15 protein-coding genes are annotated in these 19,910 nt (G+C 62.4%); 13 read left to right on the top strand and 2 right to left on the bottom strand.

Going from position 1 to position 19,910, the window contains the following annotated elements; genetic code table 11:
• The first annotated feature begins 62 nt into the window (after window positions 1-62).
• The 6 genes from QP305_RS02820 (at window position 63) to QP305_RS02795 (ending at window position 9,595) form a co-directional block, all read left to right on the top strand.
• Window positions 63-2,432 carry a hypothetical protein gene (locus tag QP305_RS02820; RefSeq protein WP_284903874.1) on the top strand — a complete coding sequence of 790 codons (2,370 nt, stop codon included), beginning with the start codon at window positions 63-65 and terminating at the stop codon, window positions 2,430-2,432.
• Between the two features lie 35 nt (window positions 2,433-2,467).
• Entirely contained in the window at window positions 2,468-4,855 is a 2,388-nt protein-coding gene (locus QP305_RS02815; protein WP_284903872.1) for an LPXTG cell wall anchor domain-containing protein, read from the top strand.
• Window positions 4,856-5,297: 442 nt separating this feature from the next.
• A complete protein-coding gene (locus tag QP305_RS02810; RefSeq protein WP_284903870.1) occupies window positions 5,298-6,152 on the top strand; it encodes a GmrSD restriction endonuclease domain-containing protein in 855 nt (284 codons plus the stop codon).
• Between the two features lie 120 nt (window positions 6,153-6,272).
• Window positions 6,273-7,859: an L-serine ammonia-lyase gene (locus tag QP305_RS02805; RefSeq protein ID WP_284903869.1), complete on the top strand. Its 1,587-nt coding sequence runs from the start codon at window positions 6,273-6,275 to the stop codon at window positions 7,857-7,859.
• Window positions 7,860-8,012: 153 nt separating this feature from the next.
• On the top strand, window positions 8,013-8,903 hold the full coding sequence (locus QP305_RS02800; protein ID WP_284903868.1) for a dihydrodipicolinate synthase family protein: 891 nt from the start codon (window positions 8,013-8,015) through the stop codon (window positions 8,901-8,903).
• A 263-nt stretch (window positions 8,904-9,166) separates the two neighbouring features.
• Entirely contained in the window at window positions 9,167-9,595 is a 429-nt protein-coding gene (locus tag QP305_RS02795) for a hypothetical protein (protein WP_284903867.1), read from the top strand.
• Window positions 9,596-9,728: 133 nt separating this feature from the next.
• On the opposite strand, the gene QP305_RS02790 is transcribed toward QP305_RS02795, so the two are convergent.
• Window positions 9,729-10,859: an L-talarate/galactarate dehydratase gene (locus tag QP305_RS02790; protein WP_434736382.1), complete on the bottom strand. Its 1,131-nt coding sequence runs from the start codon at window positions 10,857-10,859 to the stop codon at window positions 9,729-9,731.
• Between the two features lie 340 nt (window positions 10,860-11,199).
• Window positions 11,200-11,964, bottom strand: a complete 765-nt coding sequence (locus tag QP305_RS02785) for an IclR family transcriptional regulator (RefSeq protein ID WP_284903864.1) — start codon at window positions 11,962-11,964, stop codon at window positions 11,200-11,202.
• Window positions 11,965-12,280: 316 nt separating this feature from the next.
• Between QP305_RS02785 and dapA the strand changes: the two genes are divergently transcribed.
• The 7 genes from dapA to QP305_RS02750 all read left to right on the top strand — a co-directional run bounded on the left by dapA (window position 12,281) and on the right by QP305_RS02750 (window position 19,708).
• Entirely contained in the window at window positions 12,281-13,168 is an 888-nt protein-coding gene (dapA, locus tag QP305_RS02780) for a 4-hydroxy-tetrahydrodipicolinate synthase (protein WP_016442120.1), read from the top strand.
• Between the two features lie 138 nt (window positions 13,169-13,306).
• The gene (locus QP305_RS02775) at window positions 13,307-14,668 is read left to right on the top strand and encodes a gluconate:H+ symporter (protein WP_284903862.1); all 1,362 of its coding nucleotides are present in this window, start codon (window positions 13,307-13,309) and stop codon (window positions 14,666-14,668) included.
• Between the two features lie 157 nt (window positions 14,669-14,825).
• Window positions 14,826-15,722: a 2-hydroxy-3-oxopropionate reductase gene (garR, locus tag QP305_RS02770; protein WP_284903861.1), complete on the top strand. Its 897-nt coding sequence runs from the start codon at window positions 14,826-14,828 to the stop codon at window positions 15,720-15,722.
• A gap of 230 nt (window positions 15,723-15,952) precedes the next feature.
• Window positions 15,953-17,287 carry an enolase C-terminal domain-like protein gene (locus QP305_RS02765; RefSeq protein ID WP_087070091.1) on the top strand — a complete coding sequence of 445 codons (1,335 nt, stop codon included), beginning with the start codon at window positions 15,953-15,955 and terminating at the stop codon, window positions 17,285-17,287.
• Between the two features lie 141 nt (window positions 17,288-17,428).
• Window positions 17,429-18,643, top strand: a complete 1,215-nt coding sequence (locus QP305_RS02760; RefSeq protein WP_284903860.1) for a glycerate kinase — start codon at window positions 17,429-17,431, stop codon at window positions 18,641-18,643.
• Window positions 18,644-18,721: 78 nt separating this feature from the next.
• On the top strand, window positions 18,722-18,985 hold the full coding sequence (locus tag QP305_RS02755; protein ID WP_284903859.1) for a hypothetical protein: 264 nt from the start codon (window positions 18,722-18,724) through the stop codon (window positions 18,983-18,985).
• Between the two features lie 297 nt (window positions 18,986-19,282).
• Window positions 19,283-19,708: a hypothetical protein gene (locus QP305_RS02750; RefSeq protein ID WP_284903858.1), complete on the top strand. Its 426-nt coding sequence runs from the start codon at window positions 19,283-19,285 to the stop codon at window positions 19,706-19,708.
• The last annotated feature ends 202 nt before the right edge of the window (window positions 19,709-19,910 follow it).

The raw sequence follows: 19,910 nt of genomic DNA, 5'->3' as shown, positions 1-19,910 counted from the left end.
CCGTACGTCCTCAATCTGGCCCGCGCGCCAGGCTCACCTACACATATTCCGAAAGGATCACGATGAGGTCCCAGACTCACCGCGCTCTCGCGACCGCTCTCACCGCCGGGGTCGCCGTCGCCCTCGTGCCCGCCGGCGCCGCGCAGGCCCAGCCGCTCTCCGGCTCGGGAACCTCCGCCAGTACCCCGCAAACGCAGCGAAATATCGAGCAGGCGGAGCAGAAAGTCGCTGACGCGCGCGCCGCGGTCCAGGCCCAGCAGGCTGAGGTGGATCGCCTCGCCGCCGAATCCGCCGCCGCACACAACAACCTGAAAGAAGCGGAAACCGCCGCGGCCACAGCTGCCGCGGCCTCGAAGAACGCCGCGGACAAGCTCAGCGCTGCCGAAGCCGAGAAAGCGACTGCCCAGCGTGCCGTCGATGAAGCAAAAGAAGCGGGTACCGCCGCCAAAGACCAGCTCCCCGCGGCCCAGGAAACCGCGAAGGATTCCGCGGCTCGGGCCGAGACCGCTGCCACCGAGCGCGACGCCGCAGCCAAGCAAACCCAGCAGGCCGCCGCGAATCTGAAAGCCCAGCAGGAAACGCTCCAAGAGAAGACCGCCGCTGCAGAGAAATCCGCGCAGGCCCTCACCCAAGCGGAAGCTACCGAAGCTGCCGCGCAGGCGGACAAGACTCGCCTGGCTGCGGAAGTGGAGAAGCTCAGCGCCGCGGAGGCGGCAGCGAAGGCCAAGCTGGCCGAGACGGAGGAAAACCTACGCAAGGCGGAAGGGGCACGCGACGCTGCGGTTCAGGGTGAGCAGCGAAAGATCGACGACGCCGCTAGCCACCTGGCGCAGGCCACTAAGGCCGCGGAAGGGAAAATCGCCACCCGCGAAACCACCCAGCAGGAAGCCCTGCGCGCCCAGGACGCAGTAGTCGCAGCAGCCAAAGACCTGCAAGAATCCAAGAAGGTCGAAGCGGCTGCGGAGTCAGATGTCAGCGACGCTACCAAGAAGGTAGAGCAGCTGGTCGCCGAGCTCGAACCGCTCGAAGCGAATGTAACGGCCAAGACCGCCGAGGCGAATCGTCTTGAGAAAGCGAAGCAGCGGGCGAAGGCACTGTGGGAGAAGGCGAAGAACGACGCAGCGGAGCGTGAACTGTGGGTTCAGGCGGTGGAACGCGCTGCGAAGCTCGATCCGACGGGCCTCAAAGATAAGTTGGAAAAGGAACGTCGGGAACTCAAAGCCCTCCAGGCAGACGTGGAAGTCAAAGAGCAGAAGTACAACAAGGCGGAACAGGATCACGACGTAGCCGTGATCGCCCGCGATGCCGCGATTGCCGAATGTGCGCCAAAGAAGGCGGAACACGATAGCGCCGTCGTCGAAAAGAATAAGGCTGAGCAAAAGCTGCAGGAGGCACAAGAGGCGACCGCGCAGCGGGCCGCGGCGGAAACCAGCGCGAAGGCGGAGCTCCAGCGCAAGGAAGCGGCAGCACGGGACGCTGCCACGGAGGCCGCCCAGGCGGAGCAGGCCGTGCGCGAGGCGCAGGAGAAGCTCGCCGCGGTGCAGGCGGATGCGGATGCGGCGACGGCCGGCGCGAAGGAAGCCGCCCAGAACGCTAAGACGGAGCGGGACGCGGCGCAGGGGCATCACGCGGACGCGACCACGCAGCTCGCCGGGGCGAAAGACCAGGCCACGCAGGCGCAGGCGCGCCACACGGAGGCGGCGGCCAAGCACGCCGAGGCGAAGCGGGATCTCGCGGCGGCTCAGGAAGCGAAGGTGCAGGCAGAACAGGGCGTGCAGGCTGCGAATGCGCAGCTCGAAGCCGCGCGAACCGCGGAAGCGGAAAAGGTGAAAGCCGCGGAGAATGCTCAGAAGGTCGCCGCCCACCAGCAGGCTGAGCTGGAGCGTTTGATCGCCGCGGCGCAGAAATACGATGAGCGCGTGGCGCAGCTGCAGCAGGCTACCGAGGCGGCTCGGCTCGCCGGTGCGGAAGCGGAAACCGCGCGGGTCGCGCACGAGAAAGCGAGTGCCGCGGTTGCGGGCGCGCAGGAGGCGTTGCGGCAGGCCCAGGCCGCACAGGCGGCGGCGCAGCAGAAGCTCGGCGCGGCGAGTGTGGCTTTGCACGTGGCCGAACAGGAACTTGCGGCGGCGCGTCAGCAGGCCCCGGCCCCGAAGCCAGATGCGTCGCAGCCGGGCGCCTCGAAACCTGGTGCATCGATGCCAGGTGCACCGAAACCCGAAGCGCCGGCCAAACCCGAGGCGCCGACGGTCAAGCCCGCCGCGAAGAACCCGGCCGCGGCAAAGAATGCCGTTACCGCAAAACCCGCGCCGGCCCAGAAACTCCCCGAAACCGGCAGTGACGCCAGCGGTGCCATCGGCGCGGCCTCGCTCTTGCTGCTGGCCGGCGGCGCCGCGATGGCCGTTCGCGCTCGCGGCCGCCGCGCCCACTCATAAAAAATCTCAATTAACTCCAAGACCAAAGGATAACCATGAGGACCCACACTCACCGCGCCCTCGCCGCCGCCCTCACCGCGGGGGTCGCCGTCGCGCTACTCCCCGCCGGCGCTGCCGTTGCGCAGCCGGTGCAGAATAACGACGACGCCGGCGCGGCTACCGCCGCGCGAACCGTACCCAGCCTTGCCGAAGCGGAAAAGAACGTGGCAGCTGCCCAAGAAACAGTGGCGGCGCGCCAAGCTGACGTGGACCGGCTCGCCGCGGCCGCCGCGGAAGCGAAAGCCAAGGCAGCGGAAGCCGAAAAAGCGGCGGAGCAAACTCAAGCTGGAGTAACGCAGGGTGAGCAGAAGCTCGCGGATGCCACGAAGGAAGCGAAGGCCGCCCAGAAGGCAGCGGACGCGGTCAGCGAGGCGGGGAAGACCGCGAAGGGCCAGCTCCCGCAGGCGGCTGAGCAGGCCACAGAGTCTGCCGACAAAGCCGCAGCTGCGCAGATTGCCCATGAGAAAGCGGAGGCGAGCGCGCGGGAAGCCGCGGGCGGCGTCGCCGCAAAAGAAGCGGACTTCAAGGAAAAGGCCGCGGCTGCGCAGGCGGCCGATGCCGAACTGACGACGGCTCGTGAGGTGGACGCGGCGGCGCGGGCGGATAAGGAGCGGCTGGGCAAGGAAGTCACGCAGCTCGAGCAGGAGAAAGCCGCGGCGCTGGAGGCGCTCGTGCAGGCTGAGGAAGCATTGGAACAGACCAAGGCTAAGCGCGATGCGGTCATCGATGCTGAGGCTGCGAAAGTTCGCAAGGAATCGGACGCGGTCCGGGCTGCTCAGGCTGAGGTGAAGGCGAAGGAAGCGGCGAAGGATGCTGCGGCAGCGGAGGCTCGCAAGGCAGAAGATGCGATGGTCACCGCCACCGAAGCTGACCAAACCGCGAAGAAAGTCGTGACCGAAGCGCAGGCAGCTAAGGCGGAAGCTGAGCAGAAGGAAGCGCGGCTAGCATCGGAGATCGAGGAGCTTGAAAAAGAAGAGGGTCGGCTCGTAACAGAGGAAACCGAAAAGAAAGCGGCTGAGAAAGATGCAGAGGCTGCGCTTGCGGATGCCAAAACCCGGGAAAATATTCTGAGTGAACAGCTCAAAAATCTCGAGGGGTTGGACCAGACCGATGACGATGTGAAGAAACTGGTCCAGCAGCAAAAAGAAAAAGTTGAGGAAGCTAAAAAGAGCACGGAGCAAAAGAAGCAGGCTCTTGAGGGAGCAAAGGCTGAGCGTGCTGCGGCCGAGGAAAAGCTGGTAGCTGCGCGCGAGGAAACGGAACAGAAAAAGACTGAGCAGGCGAAGGCCGTAACCGCGAAGGAAGAAGCAGAGCGGCAAGTACAGCTGGCGACGACCGCGGCGGTGCAGCGGGCGCAGGAGCTCGTGGCTGCGAAGGCGGAGTCCGATAAGGCTAGCGAAAAAGCAACGGCGGTGGCGAAAGAATATGCCTCCGCGCAGGAGGCTCGGGTAGCCGCGGAAGAGAAAATGAATGCCGCTGTTGCTGCCCAGCAAAAAGTGCTTGAGCAAGCCGAAGCTCCGGTACGCGAAGCGGAGGGCAAGCGCGATACAGCTAATAAGACGGCCAGCGATGCTACCGAGAAGGTGAGTGCGCTCAAGGAACGCGTCGCGGAGCTTGAACCCACCTGGAAGCAGGCTGCTGAGAGGCTCGCAAAGGCCGAAAAGGATATGACCGCGGCACAGGCCGCCGCGGATGCTGCCAAGGAAGCGGTAGCTCAGGCGAAGGCTGCTGCGGATAAGGCGCGCGAAGTGGCCGCGAAAGCGGTGCGTGCCCTCACTGATGCTCGTGCGACCGCTGCCCAGAAGCAAGCCGAATTGACTCGGCTCGCCGATGCGTCGAATATCTACGATGAGCGTCAGTGGGATGTTCGGCTGGCCACGGAAAAGGTGCAGGCGGCCAAGGGGGAACTGCTCAAGGCTCAGGATGCTCACGGTAAGGCGACGCTCGCGCTTGAGGCGGCTCGTGAAGCAGAGGAGTCCGCACTGAAAGCCCAGGGTGAAGCACAGCGGGAGCTGACCGCGGCGGAGCTTGCCTTGAAGGCGGCTCTGCGGGATCTGGAACTGGCGCGTCAGCAGGCCCCGACTCCGGAGGAGAAGCCGGGGCAGAAACCGGGGAAGCCCGAGGGGAAGCCGGGTCAGCCGGGGAATCCGGAGAACCCTGCCGTTCCCGAGAATCCGGGGCAGTCACCCGCCGCGCCGTCGCCGTCCCAGCCGGCAGGCAAGTCGGTGGCGAAGCGAGCGACGGTGAAGAATGCAACTCCCACCCAGAAGCTTCCCGAGACCGGAAGCGATATGAGCGGCGCTATTGGTGCGGCAACGCTTCTCATGCTCGCCGGTGGTGCGGTTGTTCTCGGGCGTTCCCGTGCGCGGCATGCGATGAAGTAAAGGTGCACTCGCGTTAGTTCGTGGCACGTGACGCCACTTGTTGCGAATAGGTGCCCCGCTCGGTCAGTATCGTTCTGGCTCCGGGCGGGGCACCTTGTTTTCAGGGCCGTACTTCGTTTGTGTTACGTATGCAGTACAGCTCGAAACTTATATATGTCCGCCCGCGCCGGATTCAGCCCGGCCTGGCGTCGTGAATGCGTCGTCGTACCGCACGCGCGCCCGGCCGCGCCCGCCCCGCTGCACCGCACGCACACGCCCCGCGCCGCAAACCGGCCCGCAGCATACCACCACCGCCGCGCACCCCAGGCACCGCGTCCACCTGGTATTCCACCATGCGCCCCGCCTTTGAATCCGCGCGGTTGCTTGTCTACCATTGTCACGCGGCGTTTCGGCGCCGTGCAGTTTTATCTATTCGAGAAGAGAACGAAAAGAGAAGGAAGTCATGCCACGCACTAGTTTTGGCAGCGCCGGCCACGGCGCATCCACCACCGCCCGCACCTCGCTTGCGAAGTGCGCCGCCGCCATGGGGTCCTTGGCTATTCTCGCGGGGATGATGGGGGCATGCACCAAGAGTAGTGATGAGGCTGCCGCCACCTCCGCTCCCGCTACCTCACCTGCCGCTAGCTCCGCCGTCGTCACTCCCGGCGCTTCGGAAACCCCGCCGGAAAAGCTCCCGGCAGTCATCCCGAACCCGGCCCACCCGCAAAGCGCAACCGAACTTCTCGGCACCCTCACAGTTGCCGAACCTTCCGCCACCGATAAGGCCGATCCGGCGAAGTTCGGTCCCAATGCGGCCGGTCTGAACGAAGACGAATGTAACGTCTACACGGACATTCTGCGCCGCGACCTCGTGAACGTGGGTGTGCAGCCCGGCACCTCCGGCTGCGGTATCGCCTACGGCACCCTGGTGGATAGCTACACCGGCAATATGGTTGATTACGCGCGCCCGGAAGCCGGCACCAAGACCGTGGTGGTGGACCGCATCGTCAGCCTCGATAACGCTTGGGCTTCGGGCGCCAACCAGTTCACGGACGAGCAGCGCGCCGCTTTCGCCAGCGACCCGCGCAATATGCAGGCCGTCTCCGCGGACCAGGCCAAGGAAAAGGCCGGGCGTTCCGCCGCTGAGTGGGTCCCCGCGAACAAGAACTTCACCTGCCAGTACGTCGCGCGGCAGATCGGCGTGAAGGCCACCTACGGGCTGACTGTCACCCAGGCCGAGCACGATGCTTTCGCCCAGTACTTGCAGACCTGCCCGAACCAGCTGGTTCCCGGCTGGGAAGGCCCGGCGGGTAAGTAGCCTGAGGGCAGTAGCCAGATAGCCACACAGGCAAGCACAAAAGTGGCCGGGGGCGCGCAGCTCCCGGCCGCTTGCCGTATGATCACAAACGGTGCGTGACCAGCAACCGGAAGGACATGTATGACCTCGCGTTTAAGGCTCAATCCTGATTTCGACGACGCCGCACATACCGTCCCGGTTTCCCTCAGCGAACGTCACCCCGGCACCCCGCACACCGCCCTGCCCGCCGCCATCCTCGCCGGCGAAACGCAAGTAACCGGGACCACCGGCGAATCCGGAGAGGAGGAAACCCGCGCGAATCCCCTGGGGGTATGCGATATGTTCCGGGTGGGGATAGGCCCGTCGTCGTCGCATACGGTGGGGCCCATGCGCGCCGGGCTGCATTTCGCAACGCTGCTGGCCGCCCGCGCCCCGGGCGCCCGCATCACGAGCCTGCGCGTGGATCTCTTCGGTTCCCTGGCCGCCACCGGGCGCGGGCATAATACCGACCGCGCGGTCCTCCTCGGGCTGTCCGGGTACAGCCCGGAAAACGTGTCCATCGCGGTGGTGGACGGCATGGAAGCTGCTATCGATTCTTCCGGCACCCTCACCGTGCCCGGTTTCGAGCCCACGCCTTTCGTGCGCGACCGCGATATTATTTTTCGCCCGCGTGATATTTTGCCCTACCACGTAAATGCGTTAACTTTGCGCGCCTGGGCGGAAGGGGAGCTCCTCGCTGAACATACGTATTATTCGGTGGGTGGCGGTTTCGTGATGGAAGAGCTGGGCGATCCGGCCCAACCGCGGGTGGCGCCGCTCGCCACGGAAGAACAGGCCGAGGCCGCCCAGACCGCGGTCCCCTATCCTTTTTTCACCGCCGCTCGGCTGCTGGAGCTCTGTTCCGAAACTGGCATGCGCATTTCTGAACTCGCGCTCGCTAACGAAACCGCGCTGCGCCCGCAGCCGGCGGTTATTGCCCATATGGATCGGGTGCACGCGGTCATGGACGAGGCCATTAAAGCCGGGATTGCCACGGAGGGGACGCTTCCGGGCGGGCTGCGCGTGAAGCGGCGCGCCCCCGGGCTGGCCCGTGAGCTGGAGGAAAAAACCGCGGCGGGGCATCGCGCGGACCAGCTGGAAGCCCTCGGGTGGGTGAATCTTTTCGCCCTGGCGATCAACGAAGAAAATGCGGCCGGCCACCGGATCGTCACCGCGCCGACGAACGGCGCGGCCGGCGTCGTTCCCGCGGTCCTCACGTATTATGAACGGTTCGTGCCCGGGGCCACCCGTGAGGGAATGTATAATTTTTTGCTCGCCGGGGCGGCCATCGGCGGAATTATTAAGACAAATGCGTCCATTGCCGGGGCGGAAGTGGGCTGCCAGGGTGAAGTCGGTTCAGCATCAGCAATGGCGGCTGCCGGTTTCGCGGAAGCCCTGGGCGGCACCCCTGCTCAGGTGGAAAATGCCGCGGAAATTGCTATGGAGCATTCTCTTGGCCTCACGTGCGATCCGGTGGGTGGCCTGGTGCAAATTCCGTGCATTGAACGCAACGCCATGGCCGCGGTGAAATCCATTAATGCTGCCTATATCGCGCTGTGGGGCGACGGCTCCCACACCGTCTCCTTTGATACCGTGGTGGAAACCATGCGCCAAACCGGGATGGATATGCTCTCCAAATATAAGGAAACTTCGGAGGGCGGGCTCGCGGTTAACGTGGTGGAGTGCTAGCCGTACCGTGCGGCATCCCCGAAATGTGACGTAGCGCAAGCCCCGCACAGTCCCATTAGGTGGAACTTAGTTCCATAATAGATGTATGAACGACTGCCGCGGCATGCCGCCCATTCGGGGTGGCCGGCCGCGCGCCACTGACAAGGGGTTGGAATGTTTTCTGGTGTGTATTGCCCGTCGGTCACGTTGATCGACGATTCGGGTGCGATTGATTATCCGGCGATGGCTGCCCATATTGATCGTCTTGCCGAGTCCGGGCTCAACGGGGTGCTCTTCTTCGGCTCGATTGGGGAGTTTTTCTCTTTCTCTACCGAGGAGAAGGCCGAGTTCTTGAAGTTCGCGGTCAAGCAGGCCGCGGGGCGTTTCCAGGTGCTGGCCGGGGTGAGCGCGGCGCGTTTGGGTGAGGTGCTGGAGAATATCGCGGCTGCTGAGGCGGCTGGTGTGGATGGCGTGGTGGCCCTCCCGCCCTTCTATTTCGGGCATTCGCACGGGCGGGCGCTTGATTTTTATGACGCGGTTGCGGGCGCGACGCAGCTTCCTGTGATGCTTTATAACTTCCCGGAGCGTACGGGTGCGGATTTGAGTCCGGAGTTGGTGGCTGAGCTGGCTGCCCGGCACGAAAATATTGTGGCGCTCAAGGATACGGTGGATACCCAGAGTCATACGCGCCGGGTGATTCGTGAGGTGAAGAAGGCGCGCCCGGATTTCGCGGTGCTTTCTGGTTTTGATGAGTATTACATTGGGAATCGGGTGTGTGGCGGGGCTGGGGTGCTCTCGGGTCTCACGAATTTGATTCCTGAGGTGTTTGCGGCGATGCATGCGGCGTATGAGGCCGGGGATGTTACGCGCGCGGCTGTGGAGTTGGGGAAGATTACGCGTTTGGCTGCGGTGTATGAGATCGGTGATATTTTCATTGCTGCGATTAAGGAGGGGGTGCGTTTGTGCGGGGTGGAGTGCTCGCCGTTGATGCGTGCCCCGCAGGTCCCGCTGAGCGCGGAGGATTCGGAGAAAATCGCGACGCTGCTGCGCGAGGTACGCGCATAAATAAACGCGCATTAAGTGCCGCGTTAAGTACCGTGCACTAAATATCGCGCATTAAATACGACGACGCCCGGGGTGGGCGGAAAATCCGCCCACCCCGGGGCCAACCGGCCACTGTGTTCCTTGCCCACGCCGTTGCTCGGGTATTTCGCAGTCATCGGCGACTGTCACAAAAACGCAGAATCGACGGTCGAAAAATAGCCCACCCTCCGATTGAAACATTGCTCAAATACTGCACTGACGTGTATGTTAATAATGTATCTAATATGAGATACGCTTCTCCGCAAGAATTTCGCCAAGTTGCGTCGCTGATGACGGAACTCCGAATGTGGCAAGAATTGAAGCTCCGTGAAATAAGGAGGGGAACGATGTGGTGGCGTCTATTCCCAGAGGTGGTGTGGGGCGGAATCCTGGTAGCCCTCGCTGCCAATCTTGAGCAGGTGGGATGGACTGACATCCCGGTTATTCTTGAGGCCGTTCTTCTGGTTCCTGTAACGCTGTGGAGTTTTTCTTGGCGGCGGCGGGAAGGTCTCACGGAAATCCTCCACGCGGGATTCTATATGGCAAGTGCAATAGCACTGCTCGTAATACAGAATTCGTCATGGACGCGATTCGCCGTCGTTATCCTCGTAGTGGGCTATGCGGTCGGCTATAAATATCGGAGGGAAAACCTCGCTATAGGAAGCGAAAATTAGTACCCTTGGGGCGTGATTGTCAGCGTATAGCCGTCAATCACGCCCCAGTTTTCTCTAGGTTCGACTGCGAGATGAACTGTTGTTCATCTCGATGCGGCTCGCAGTTGCCGAACGGTTGAGGGGCGCGTTCCCGTTAGCGCCGCTTACCGACTTCGAAGGTATTCACCGTCCAGGCGCGCAGCTGATCGGAAAGAGTCACCCCCAGGCCGGGCCGGTCAGAAACAATCATGCGGCCGCCCTTGATTTCCATGTGCTCATTGAAGAGCGGATCGAGCCAGGTGAAGTGCTCCACCCACGGCTCCAGGGAATAGGTGGCCGCCAGGTGGGAGTGGATCTCCATGGCGAAATGCGGGGCGAGCTGTAGGCCGGCATGCTCGGCCAGCTTCGTCAGTTTGAGGAACTCCGAAACGCCGCCCACGCGCGGAGCGTCCGGCTGAATGAAATCGCAGGAGTGGTTCTCGATGAGTTTGACGTGCTCGGCCACCGAAGCGAGCATCTCACCGGTAGCAATCGGGGTGATGAAACGCCGCGCGAGCTCCGCATGGCCTTCGTAATCGTAGGCATCCAGCGGTTCCTCAATCCACACCAGATTGAATTCTTCCAGCCACTCGCACATGCGGTTCGCGGTGGGGCGATCCCACTGCTGATTCGCATCCACCATGAGCGGGAAGTCATCGCCCAGCGCCTCGCGCACCGCCTTGACGCGGGTGTAATCCACCTGGTGATCCGGGTGACCCACCTTGATCTTGATACCGCCAATGCCCTTCTCCTTGGAAGTCAGCGCATTCTCGATCACTTCTTCCAGCGGCGAGGAGAGGAAGCCGCCGGAGGTGTTGTAGGTACGGATGGAATCCCGGTGGGCGCCAATAAGCTTGGAGAGCGGCAGCCCGGCCCGCTTCGCCTTCAAATCCCACAGAGCCACATCAATGGCGGCAATGGCCTGCACCGCCACCCCGCTGCGCCCCACCGAAGCCCCGGCCCACAGTAGCTTCACGCGCAGCCGGTCAATATCGTTGGGATCTTCCCCGATGAGGTTATCGGCGACCTCGGAAGCGTGGGCGAATTGGGCCGGTCCACCCGCCCGCTTCGAATACGAAAAACCAACTCCGGAATGGCCATCGGTTGTTTCGATCTCGCAGAAGAGGAAATTCACCTCGGTCATGGGCTTTTGCCGCCCGGTGAACACCTTTGCGTCAGAAATCGGGTTGTTCAGTGGCAAAATAACGTGAGAAAGCTTCACGTGTGCGATGGTATCCCGGCTCACAATATGCTCCTTTGCCTTGGGGTCTGCCTGAGATATGCCGGAAAGACGCCCGTGCAGTGGTATACACACGACGCCATCATATTTGCGGGCAGTACAAGTATCTACACATGTAGACCAGGGCAAATGTGACATAAGTCCCCAGGCGGCGCACTTTCGCGGCTAATGGGGAGAAAGCCAGCTGGCGGCGTCGTTAAAAACGCGCGGTAGCGCTCGCTACGCTAACGCGCGTCGCAACACTACCGCGCCGCTAAATCGGCGCTACCCAATCGCCGCAACACTACCGCGCCGCTGAATCTGCGCTACGCAAACGCCGCAACACTACCGCGTCGCGGAACTCCCGCTACGCAATCGGCGCGGAATCGAGAATCCGATTGACGGCCGTGCGCATGGCGGCCGCGATCTCCGCTTCGCGTTCGGCACTCCAGCGCGCGCTAGGAACCGAGCAGGAGATGGCGTCGCGCACCGGGCTTTCGTAAGGGAGGGAAAATGCCACGCAATGCAGGCCGAGGGTATTTTCCTCGTTATCAATGGCGTACCCGCGCGCGGCGGTTTCCTTGAGGTTCTTGCGCAGCTGCGCCGGCGAAGTGATCGTCCGCGCGGTCAGCTCCACCAACTCCTCCGGAATGTCCTCGGGGCGGTGGGCCAGCACGGCCTTGCCCAGCCCGGTGGCCGCGGCGGGCAGGCGGCGCCCCACGCGCGAATAGGTGCGGGTGGACCGATCGGATTGTTGAGTAAGCAGATACACGATTTCCGCGTTATCGAAACGGCCCATGTGGAAGGTTTCCCCGTGCTCCTTCGCCAGGTCCACCAGGATCGGGCGCACAATCCGCACGTAGGGATCCGCATCAATATAGGCCGTGCCCACGGTGAGCGCGCGAATGCCCAGCATATAGCGATCCGTGGAGGTAGCCTGCACCCATTCGGCGTCGATGAGGGTGCGCAGCAGTGCGTAGGTGGAGGAGCGTGGCGCATCTAACTCCGTGCAGATTTCCGCCAAGCGCGGCGGGTCGGCAATGCGCCTGCCGAGGAATTCGAGCAGGTCAACCGTGCGCGAGGCAGATTTTACGGGGCGAACACCGCCACTATGTGTGCTTGTAGCTCTCAAACGAATCCAACACCTTCGTAGCCGCGGTACCACGGCGAGCGGTAAAACGCCACGCGCTGTGGGGTACCTCAGGGATGCCACGGTACCACGATGATTTCTTCCATTTCTCTAGGTTCCATAGTAAAGGACAGCGCAACAAGTTCCCCGGAACTGCGCCGCTGCACGCCTGTGTCGCTCTGCATACCTCAGACGTTAGTCCCAGCCTGTAGTACCGCAATCGCGTTTTAATACTAGTGTCTACATACGTAGCTGACTGTCCACAAAGTTTCGAACTTCGTTGCTGAAGTCGAAACTGAAGCCGCAACCAAGGAGAACTATGGAGTTCCATGCAGAAGGCGTGATTCCCGCTCTCGTCACTCCCTTAGATCGCGAAGGAAACTTGCTGGAGCAGGGTCTGCGCGACGTCATTGACTACACGATTACCAACGGCGTGCACGGTATTTTCGTGCTCGGCAGCTCCGGCGAAATCTACGGCCTCGATAATGCCCAAAAGCGCCGCGTTGTTGAAATCGCCGTGGAGCAAGCCAATGGCCGGGTCCCGGTCTACGCCGGCGCCTCGGAAATTACCACGCGCGATTGCATTAAAACCGCGCATATGGTCCAGGAAGTGGGCGGGGTATCCGCTCTTTCGGTCCTCACCCCCTACTTCATGACCCCCACCCAGTCCGAACTGGTCGAACACTATAAGAACATCGCGGCGGAAACCGATCTGCCCATCCTGGTGTACTCCAATCCGGGGCGCACCCAGGTCCCAGTGGCCCTGAAGACCATGCTCGAATTGGTGGATGTCCCCAATATCATCGGCATCAAGGATTCCGCCGGAAACCTAACCCTGACCGGGGACTATATCCGCGAACTCCCCGATGACTTCGATGTGATCATGGGCCGCGATACCCTCATCTACCCGGCCCTGTGCCTGGGAGCCGCCGGCGCCATCGCCTCCACCGCGAATATTGCGCCCAAGCTCGTTTCCAGCATTTACAACGAATACCGCGCCGGCAACCGCGAACGCGCCCTCGAATTGCAAAATGCGCTCTCGCCGCTGCGCAACCTCGTGGACGTGGCCACCTTCCCGGTGGTCCTCAAGGAAGGCCTGCGCATGGCTGGTGTGGAAGCGGGCTACTGCTTCGCACCGGCCCGTGAACTTGCCCCCGAATTCCGCCCGGCGCTCGAAAAGGCCGTCGAAGCGGTCACCAATATCTAAGCCGCTCGCGGCTCAACATGCCGCGCGGTTCTGCCGGTGCCTGCGGAGTAGCTGTGCCTGTAGCACGCCTCGCCGCGGGAAAACCGCAGCGCCGCATCCGGCTCTCTCAGTGATGAGATTGGAAACTAAGGAAAAACCATGCCACTAGTAATCCTCGCACTTGGCATTGCGCTGCTCCTGTTCCTCATGATCGTGCTGAAGATGAATGGCTTTATTGCCCTCGTCATCGTCTCGGTCGTGGTGGGCATGGCGCAGGGTATGCCTCTCCTGGCCACCGTTGATGACAAGGGTGAGAAAGTCAAGGGACTCCTTGACGTCATCCAATCGGGTGTGGGCGGGCAGACCGGTAAACTCGTGCTGCTCCTCGGCTTCGGCGCCATGCTCGGCGTTTTCATGGCGGATATGGGCGCGGCGAACCGCCTCGCCACCACCATGATTAACAAGTTCGGAATCAAGCATTCCCAGCTCGCGATTGTTATCGTGTCCTTCCTCGTGGGCGTTGTGCTCTTCTACGAGACCGCCTTCGTCATCATCATCCCCATCGTCTTCGCCGTGTGCCGGGCCTACAAGATCCCGGTCATGTGGCTGGCGATGCCCATGGCGATCGCGCTGTCCACGATGCACTCCTTCCTTCCGCCCCACCCGGGCCCCTCGGCCGTGGCGAATATGTACGACGCCTCCATCGGCCTGACCATGCTTTACGGCCTTATCTTCGCCATTCCGCTGGGCGCCGTGGTCGCGATCATGTGGCCGCGCCTGCCCTTCGTCAAGTCCGTGACCGCCCGCCCGCCGGCCGGCCTGGTCAACGAAAAGGAATGGACCGACGAAGAAATGCCGGGCTTCTGGGCCTCGCTGTGCATCACCGCCCTCCCGGTTATCCTCATCGGCGGGCACGCCATCCTCGAAGTGACCCTGGGCCACGAGCACGCGGTCACCAAAGTGATGGCCTTCATCGGCCACGACTGGTTCGCCCTCATGATCTCCCTGCTGGTGGCGGTGGCCTACTTCGGCCTGGTCCGCAAGGTACCGATGGATAACATCATGGCGTCCTGCGCGGCTTCGGTGAAGTCCATCGCGATGATTGTGTTCATCATCGGCGGTGGCGGCGCCTTCGCGGCCGTGCTCAAGAACGGCGGCATTTCCGATTACATTCTTTCCATTACCGAAAACCTCAGCCTCTCCCCGATTATTATCGCTTGGCTTATTGCCGCGCTTATGCGCGTGGCCCTCGGTTCGGCTTCGGTGGCCGTGGTGGCCGCGGCCGGTATCGCGGTGCCGATGATCGCCGGCGGCGGGGTGAGCCCCGAAATCATGACCCTGGCGACCGCGTGCGGTTCCATTATGGCCTCGCACGTGAACGACCCCGGGTTCTGGATGTTCAAGGAATTCCTCGGGCTCTCGGTGGCGGAAACCATCAAGGTCCGCACCACCTACACCTCCCTGCTCTCCGTGCTCGGCTTGGGCGCCTGCCTGTTGCTGAGCCTCGTGGTTCCGGCTTAACGCTGGAGAAATAGGGGGTACGACGGCGCAGCTGCGTCGTCGGCCCACCCTCGCGAGGAATGGTGTGCATAAAAACGGAGCGCCCCACCCCACGTGACACGCTCCGCCCGTTGGAAACACCAACCTGACGATCATACAAAAAGGAAGGAAAAACTCCATGAAGATCGGATTTATCGGTCTTGGCATTATGGGCAAGCCCATGGCGAAGAACCTCCTCAAGGCCGGCCACGAACTCTTCGTGAACGACCACAATGCCGAAGCTGTTGCCGAGGTGGTGGAAGCCGGAGCGACCGCCGTTGCCAATGGTAAGGAAGCGGCGGAGAAGGCCGACCTGGTCATCACCATGCTTCCGAATTCCCCCCACGTCAAGGCGGTGGCCCTGGGCAAAGGCGGCATTATCGAAGGCGCTCGCGAAGGGCTCATCTACGTTGATATGTCCTCCATCGCGCCCCTCGCCTCGCGCGAAGTGGCCGCGGGCCTGGAAAAGGCCGGCGTGCGGATGCTGGACGCCCCGGTCTCCGGCGGCGAACCGAAGGCCATTGACGGCACCATGTCCGTGATGGTTGGCGGCGAAGAAGAACTCTTCAACGAGGTCAAGGACGTGCTCGGCGTAATGGCCGGGGACGTGACCTACGTGGGGCCCATCGGGGCCGGCAATATTGCCAAGCTGGCCAACCAGGCCATCGTGGCGATCAATATTGCCGCCTGCGCCGAAGCCTTCACCATGGCCCAGAAGGCCGGGGTGGATCCGGAAGCCGTGTACCGCGCCATCCGCGGCGGACTGGCCGGCTCCACGGTGATGGACGCCAAGGTTCCCATGATGCTGGCTCGCAATTTCAAGCCGGGCTTCCGCATCAACCTCCATATTAAGGACCTCAATAACGTCATGGACACCGGCCACGGGGTCAATTCCGCGCTTCCGCTCACCGCCCAGGTGCGCGAGATGATGTCGGTACTCGAGGGCGATGACCATGCCGGTGAGGACCACTCCTCCCTCGTGCGCTTCTACGAGAAGCTCGCGAATATCGAGCTGCACCCGGGCCTGCCCGAGTAAAGCACCCGCCGGCCGCGGGAATGTGACTCCTAGCCGCGCGGCCGGCATGATGCGGCTGGCTACCGCGCCGGCCCGGCCGGAAAGGAACCTCCCCTGACCGGCCGGCCGGCGGCCAGCTGGCGGCGTCGTACTACCCGTACTACCCGTATTACCCGCACTACACGTACCACCCACGTACCCACCCGCGCCGCGCACCCAATTCGCGCAGCGCCCAAACAAGAAAGACAACGATGTCAGTTCCCACAATTAAGAAAATCGATGTTTACCCGGTTGCCGGCCACGACTGCATGGAACTCAACCTCTCCGGCGCGCACGGCCCCTACTTCACCCGTAACGTGGTGGTGATGGAAGATTCCAGCGGAAACGTTGGTATTGGCGAAGTCCCCGGCGGTGAGAAGATCACCCGCACCATCGAGGACGCCAAGGATATTGTGCTGGGGCGTTCCCTCGCCGATTACAATAATTTCCTGCGCGAAGTGGGGCAGCGCTTCGCGGATCGCGACGCGGGCGGGCGCGGCCTGCAAACCTTCGACCTGCGCACCACCGTGCACGCCGTCACCGCGCTGGAAGCAGCCACCCTGGACCTCTTCGGCCAGTTCCTCAACGTGCCGGTGGCCGCGCTCCTGGGCGAAGGCCAGCAGCGCGACCAGGTGCGGGCCCTCGGCTACCTCTTCTACGTGGGCGACCCGGATAAAACAGACCTGCCCTACCTGCGCGAAAAGGATTCGGATGTGGAATGGTACCGCATCCGCCACGAAGAAGCCCTCACCCCCGAAGCGATCGTGAAATTCGCGGAAGCCACCCACGATCTCTACGGATTCCAGGACTTCAAGCTCAAGGGCGGCGTGCTGGAAGGCGCCGAAGAAATGAAGGCGATTGTGGCCCTCAAGGAACGCTTCCCCGAGGCCCGCATCACCCTCGACCCCAACGGCGCGTGGTCCCTCAAGGAAGCCATCGAGCTGTGCAAGGACAAGGTCGGCATCCTCACCTACGCCGAGGATCCCTGCGGTGCCGAAAACGGGTTCTCCGGCCGTGAGATCCTCAACGAGTTCCGCAAGGCCACCGGCCTGCCCACCGCCACCAATATGGTCAATACCGACTGGCGCCAGATGACCCACTCGCTAACCCTGCAATCCGTGGACATCCCGCTGGCCGACCCGCACTTCTGGACGATGCGCGGCTCGGTGCGCGTGGCCCAGCTCTGCCACGATATGGGCATGACCTGGGGCTGCCACTCCAATAACCACTTCGATATTTCCCTGGCCCAGATCGCCCACTGCGGCGCGGCGGCCCCGGGCGAATACAACGCGCTGGATACCCACTGGATCTGGCAGGAAGGCGTGGAGCGCCTCACCAAGGAACCGCTGAAGATCGTGGACGGCAAGCTCACGATCCCGCAGCGCCCGGGCCTGGGCATCGAGCCCGATATGGACCAGATCCTCGCGGCGCACGAACTCTACAAGGAGAAGGTGGAAGGCGGCGGGGCGCGCAACGACGCCATCGGCATGCAGTACCTCATCCCCGGCTGGAAGTTCGACAATAAGAAGCCAGCACTGGTGCGCTAAGTCGGCGACCGCATACGCTAGTTCCTAGCAACCAGTGTTCCTATCGCGCGGGGTGCGCGGGCGCGGGTTTTCTCCATTTCCTCGCGTTCGCGTGCCCCGCGTATTTTCTATAGCTTTAGCATCAACGTGAAAGGCTCTGCCATGAAAATTGTGTGCTGCCCCGATAGCTTCAAAGAATCCATGACGGCGGCCCAGGCGGCCGCGGCGCTCGCGGCCGGGGCGCGGCGGGCTATTCCCGATGCGCAGTGCGTGGAAGTCCCCATGGCGGACGGCGGCGAAGGTTTCGCCCGCGCCATCGCTGATGCGCTGGGTGCCCGGGTTATAACGCTTCCGGTGGCCGGGGTGCGCGGGGCTACCGTGACGGCCGAGCTGGCGCTCGCGGGGGAGCGCGCCATTTTTGAAAGCGCGGCCGCGGTGGGCTTGGACCAGTTGCGCCCCGAGGAACGCGATATTCGTCGCTCGGATAGCACCGGGGTGGGGCAGCTTATTGCGCGGGCGCTTGACGAGGGCGCCACCGAAATTCTGGTGGGCCTGGGCGGTTCCGCCACGAACGATGGCGGTGCCGGGATGCTCGCCGCACTCGGCGCACGTTTTTACGACGACGCCGCCACCGAGCTGGGCACCACCCCGGCGGAAATGGCGCGGCTGGCGCGTGCGGACTTCAGCGGTCTGGATCCGCGCCTAGCTGGCGTGACCATCCGGGTGGCCTGCGATGTGGATAATCCGCTGCTCGGCGAGCGCGGGGCTTCCGCGATTTACGGGCCGCAGAAGGGCGCGTCGCCGGAGGATGTGGACTTCCTGGACGGAGTGCTGCGTAATTTTGCGACCGTTGCCGGGAAGATGGATGTGCAGGAGACGCCGGGCGCGGGGGCGGCCGGCGGGCTCGGTTTCGCGTTTTTGCTGCTGGGCGCCAGCTTGGAATCCGGGGTGGACTTGGTGATGGAAACCGTGGGGCTGGCCGAGGCGATGGCCGGCGCGGACCTGGTCCTCACCGGGGAGGGCGCCATGGATCGCCAGACCCTCATGGGTAAAACGCTTTCCGGGGTGGCGCGGCTCGCCGCGGCGGCTGGTGCGGGTGCGGGGCGCGATGTAAGCGCCGGCGACGGTAAGCCTGCTGGCGGTGTCGGCGGCGGTAAACCTACCGGCTGCGCCAAGCCTGCCGGCGTGCCGATTATTGCTTTCGCGGGGAAGCTCGGGGAAGGCGTCGAGGATCTGTACGAGCACGGTTTCGTTGGCCTGGTGCCGATTGTTGATCGGCCCTGCACGCTCGACGAGGCGCTCGCGGAGGGCGCGGCGAACCTGGAAAACGCCGCCGAGCGCGCCCTGCGCCTCTACGTGGCCGGCCAGCGGGTGTAATTTCTCGGCGGCAGCAGCTAGATAAACCACCCATGACCCCTGGCGTAAACAAGTGTTAACGTAGGGCGAGGAGGAATCATGGACTCTACTCAAATGAGCATTGAAGAAATGGCGAACTGGTTTGAGAACTGCACGCTGGCCGACTTCGATACCATCGAGGTCGATACGGCTGCTATTGCACTGGAAAAAGCCCGCATAGCAACTCAGCAAGCGCAAATAGCCTCACTTGAGGCCGTGCGTAAAGCTCGCGAAGACGGTCTTACATGGGAGCAGATCGGGGGACATCTCCATCTTTCCCGGCAGGGCGCTTTCCAAAAATACGCCCATAAAATAGCTTCCTAAAACGCGCATTTAGCCCCGGTCTTTCCGAGGGCTCTATAAGCCGAGGATCCGTAAGTCGAACCTCAGGAGTCACACCAGCACCTGAGGTGGCACTATGTGTTTGCTGAGCTGTACTTCGTATGTACGACATCGGCAGTACATCTCGGAAAATACATACCGGGTCCGGCGGCCTGCACCCCGGCCCTCGCGGATATAAAAAGGAGCAAAATCCTCTTCGTGGCATTTCCTCGTTCGAGTCGGTGGGGTAAAACTATACCAACGAGTTGAGTGCCACACGCTAGGGGTAAGGAGACCGCGATGAAGAAATGTAAAACGGGACGGAATGTTGCAGTTTTCGTGTTCCTCGCCGGTCTCCTTACCTCATGCTCCACCCAGGAAGGTCCATTTCGACTTTCGCCGGGAGAACCTATTCCGGGAAATTTTATATGCTCCATTGAATCTATGTACGACACCGTAGCTGTCTATCAGGATGGTAACGATGTTTACGTTGATGCGGCCAGCTGGCAGAAGGCTAAGCCCGATGAACCTCACCGCTACAAAGTAGCATCTCCCCGAGAGCTTACTGCTGATGATATCGAAGTAACATGGTATGGAGACGAGTTCGGCGAAGACGAGAAAGACCCCTTTAACGGTAATTCGCTATCGGCACGTATCGTTATCACGGTTGACGGCACGGTCATATTTGATCACCTCGAATCTTTTGTGGAAAACAGACCCGAGTAGTTGTGTCGTAGTTATTATGGCCATTCCTAAGGATACGATTCACAACCACACTGCCACCTACTGAGCCGGCTCGGTCGTGACCCAACAAAGTGGTACTCCACGACAGGAAATCATCTAGTTAATGTAGTTCTGGTACCACTTTGGGTGTGCCGGGCTTGGGTGGCTATCTGGAAGAACGACGACGACCACGGGGGTGGTACAT

Origin of the sequence: Actinotignum timonense (assembly GCF_030216305.1) — a bacterium.
GTDB classification, from domain to species: Bacteria; Actinomycetota; Actinomycetes; order Actinomycetales; family Actinomycetaceae; genus Actinotignum; species Actinotignum timonense_A.
Note: the sequence above shows the minus strand (reverse complement) of the source record. Positions and strands in the feature narration are given on the sequence as shown.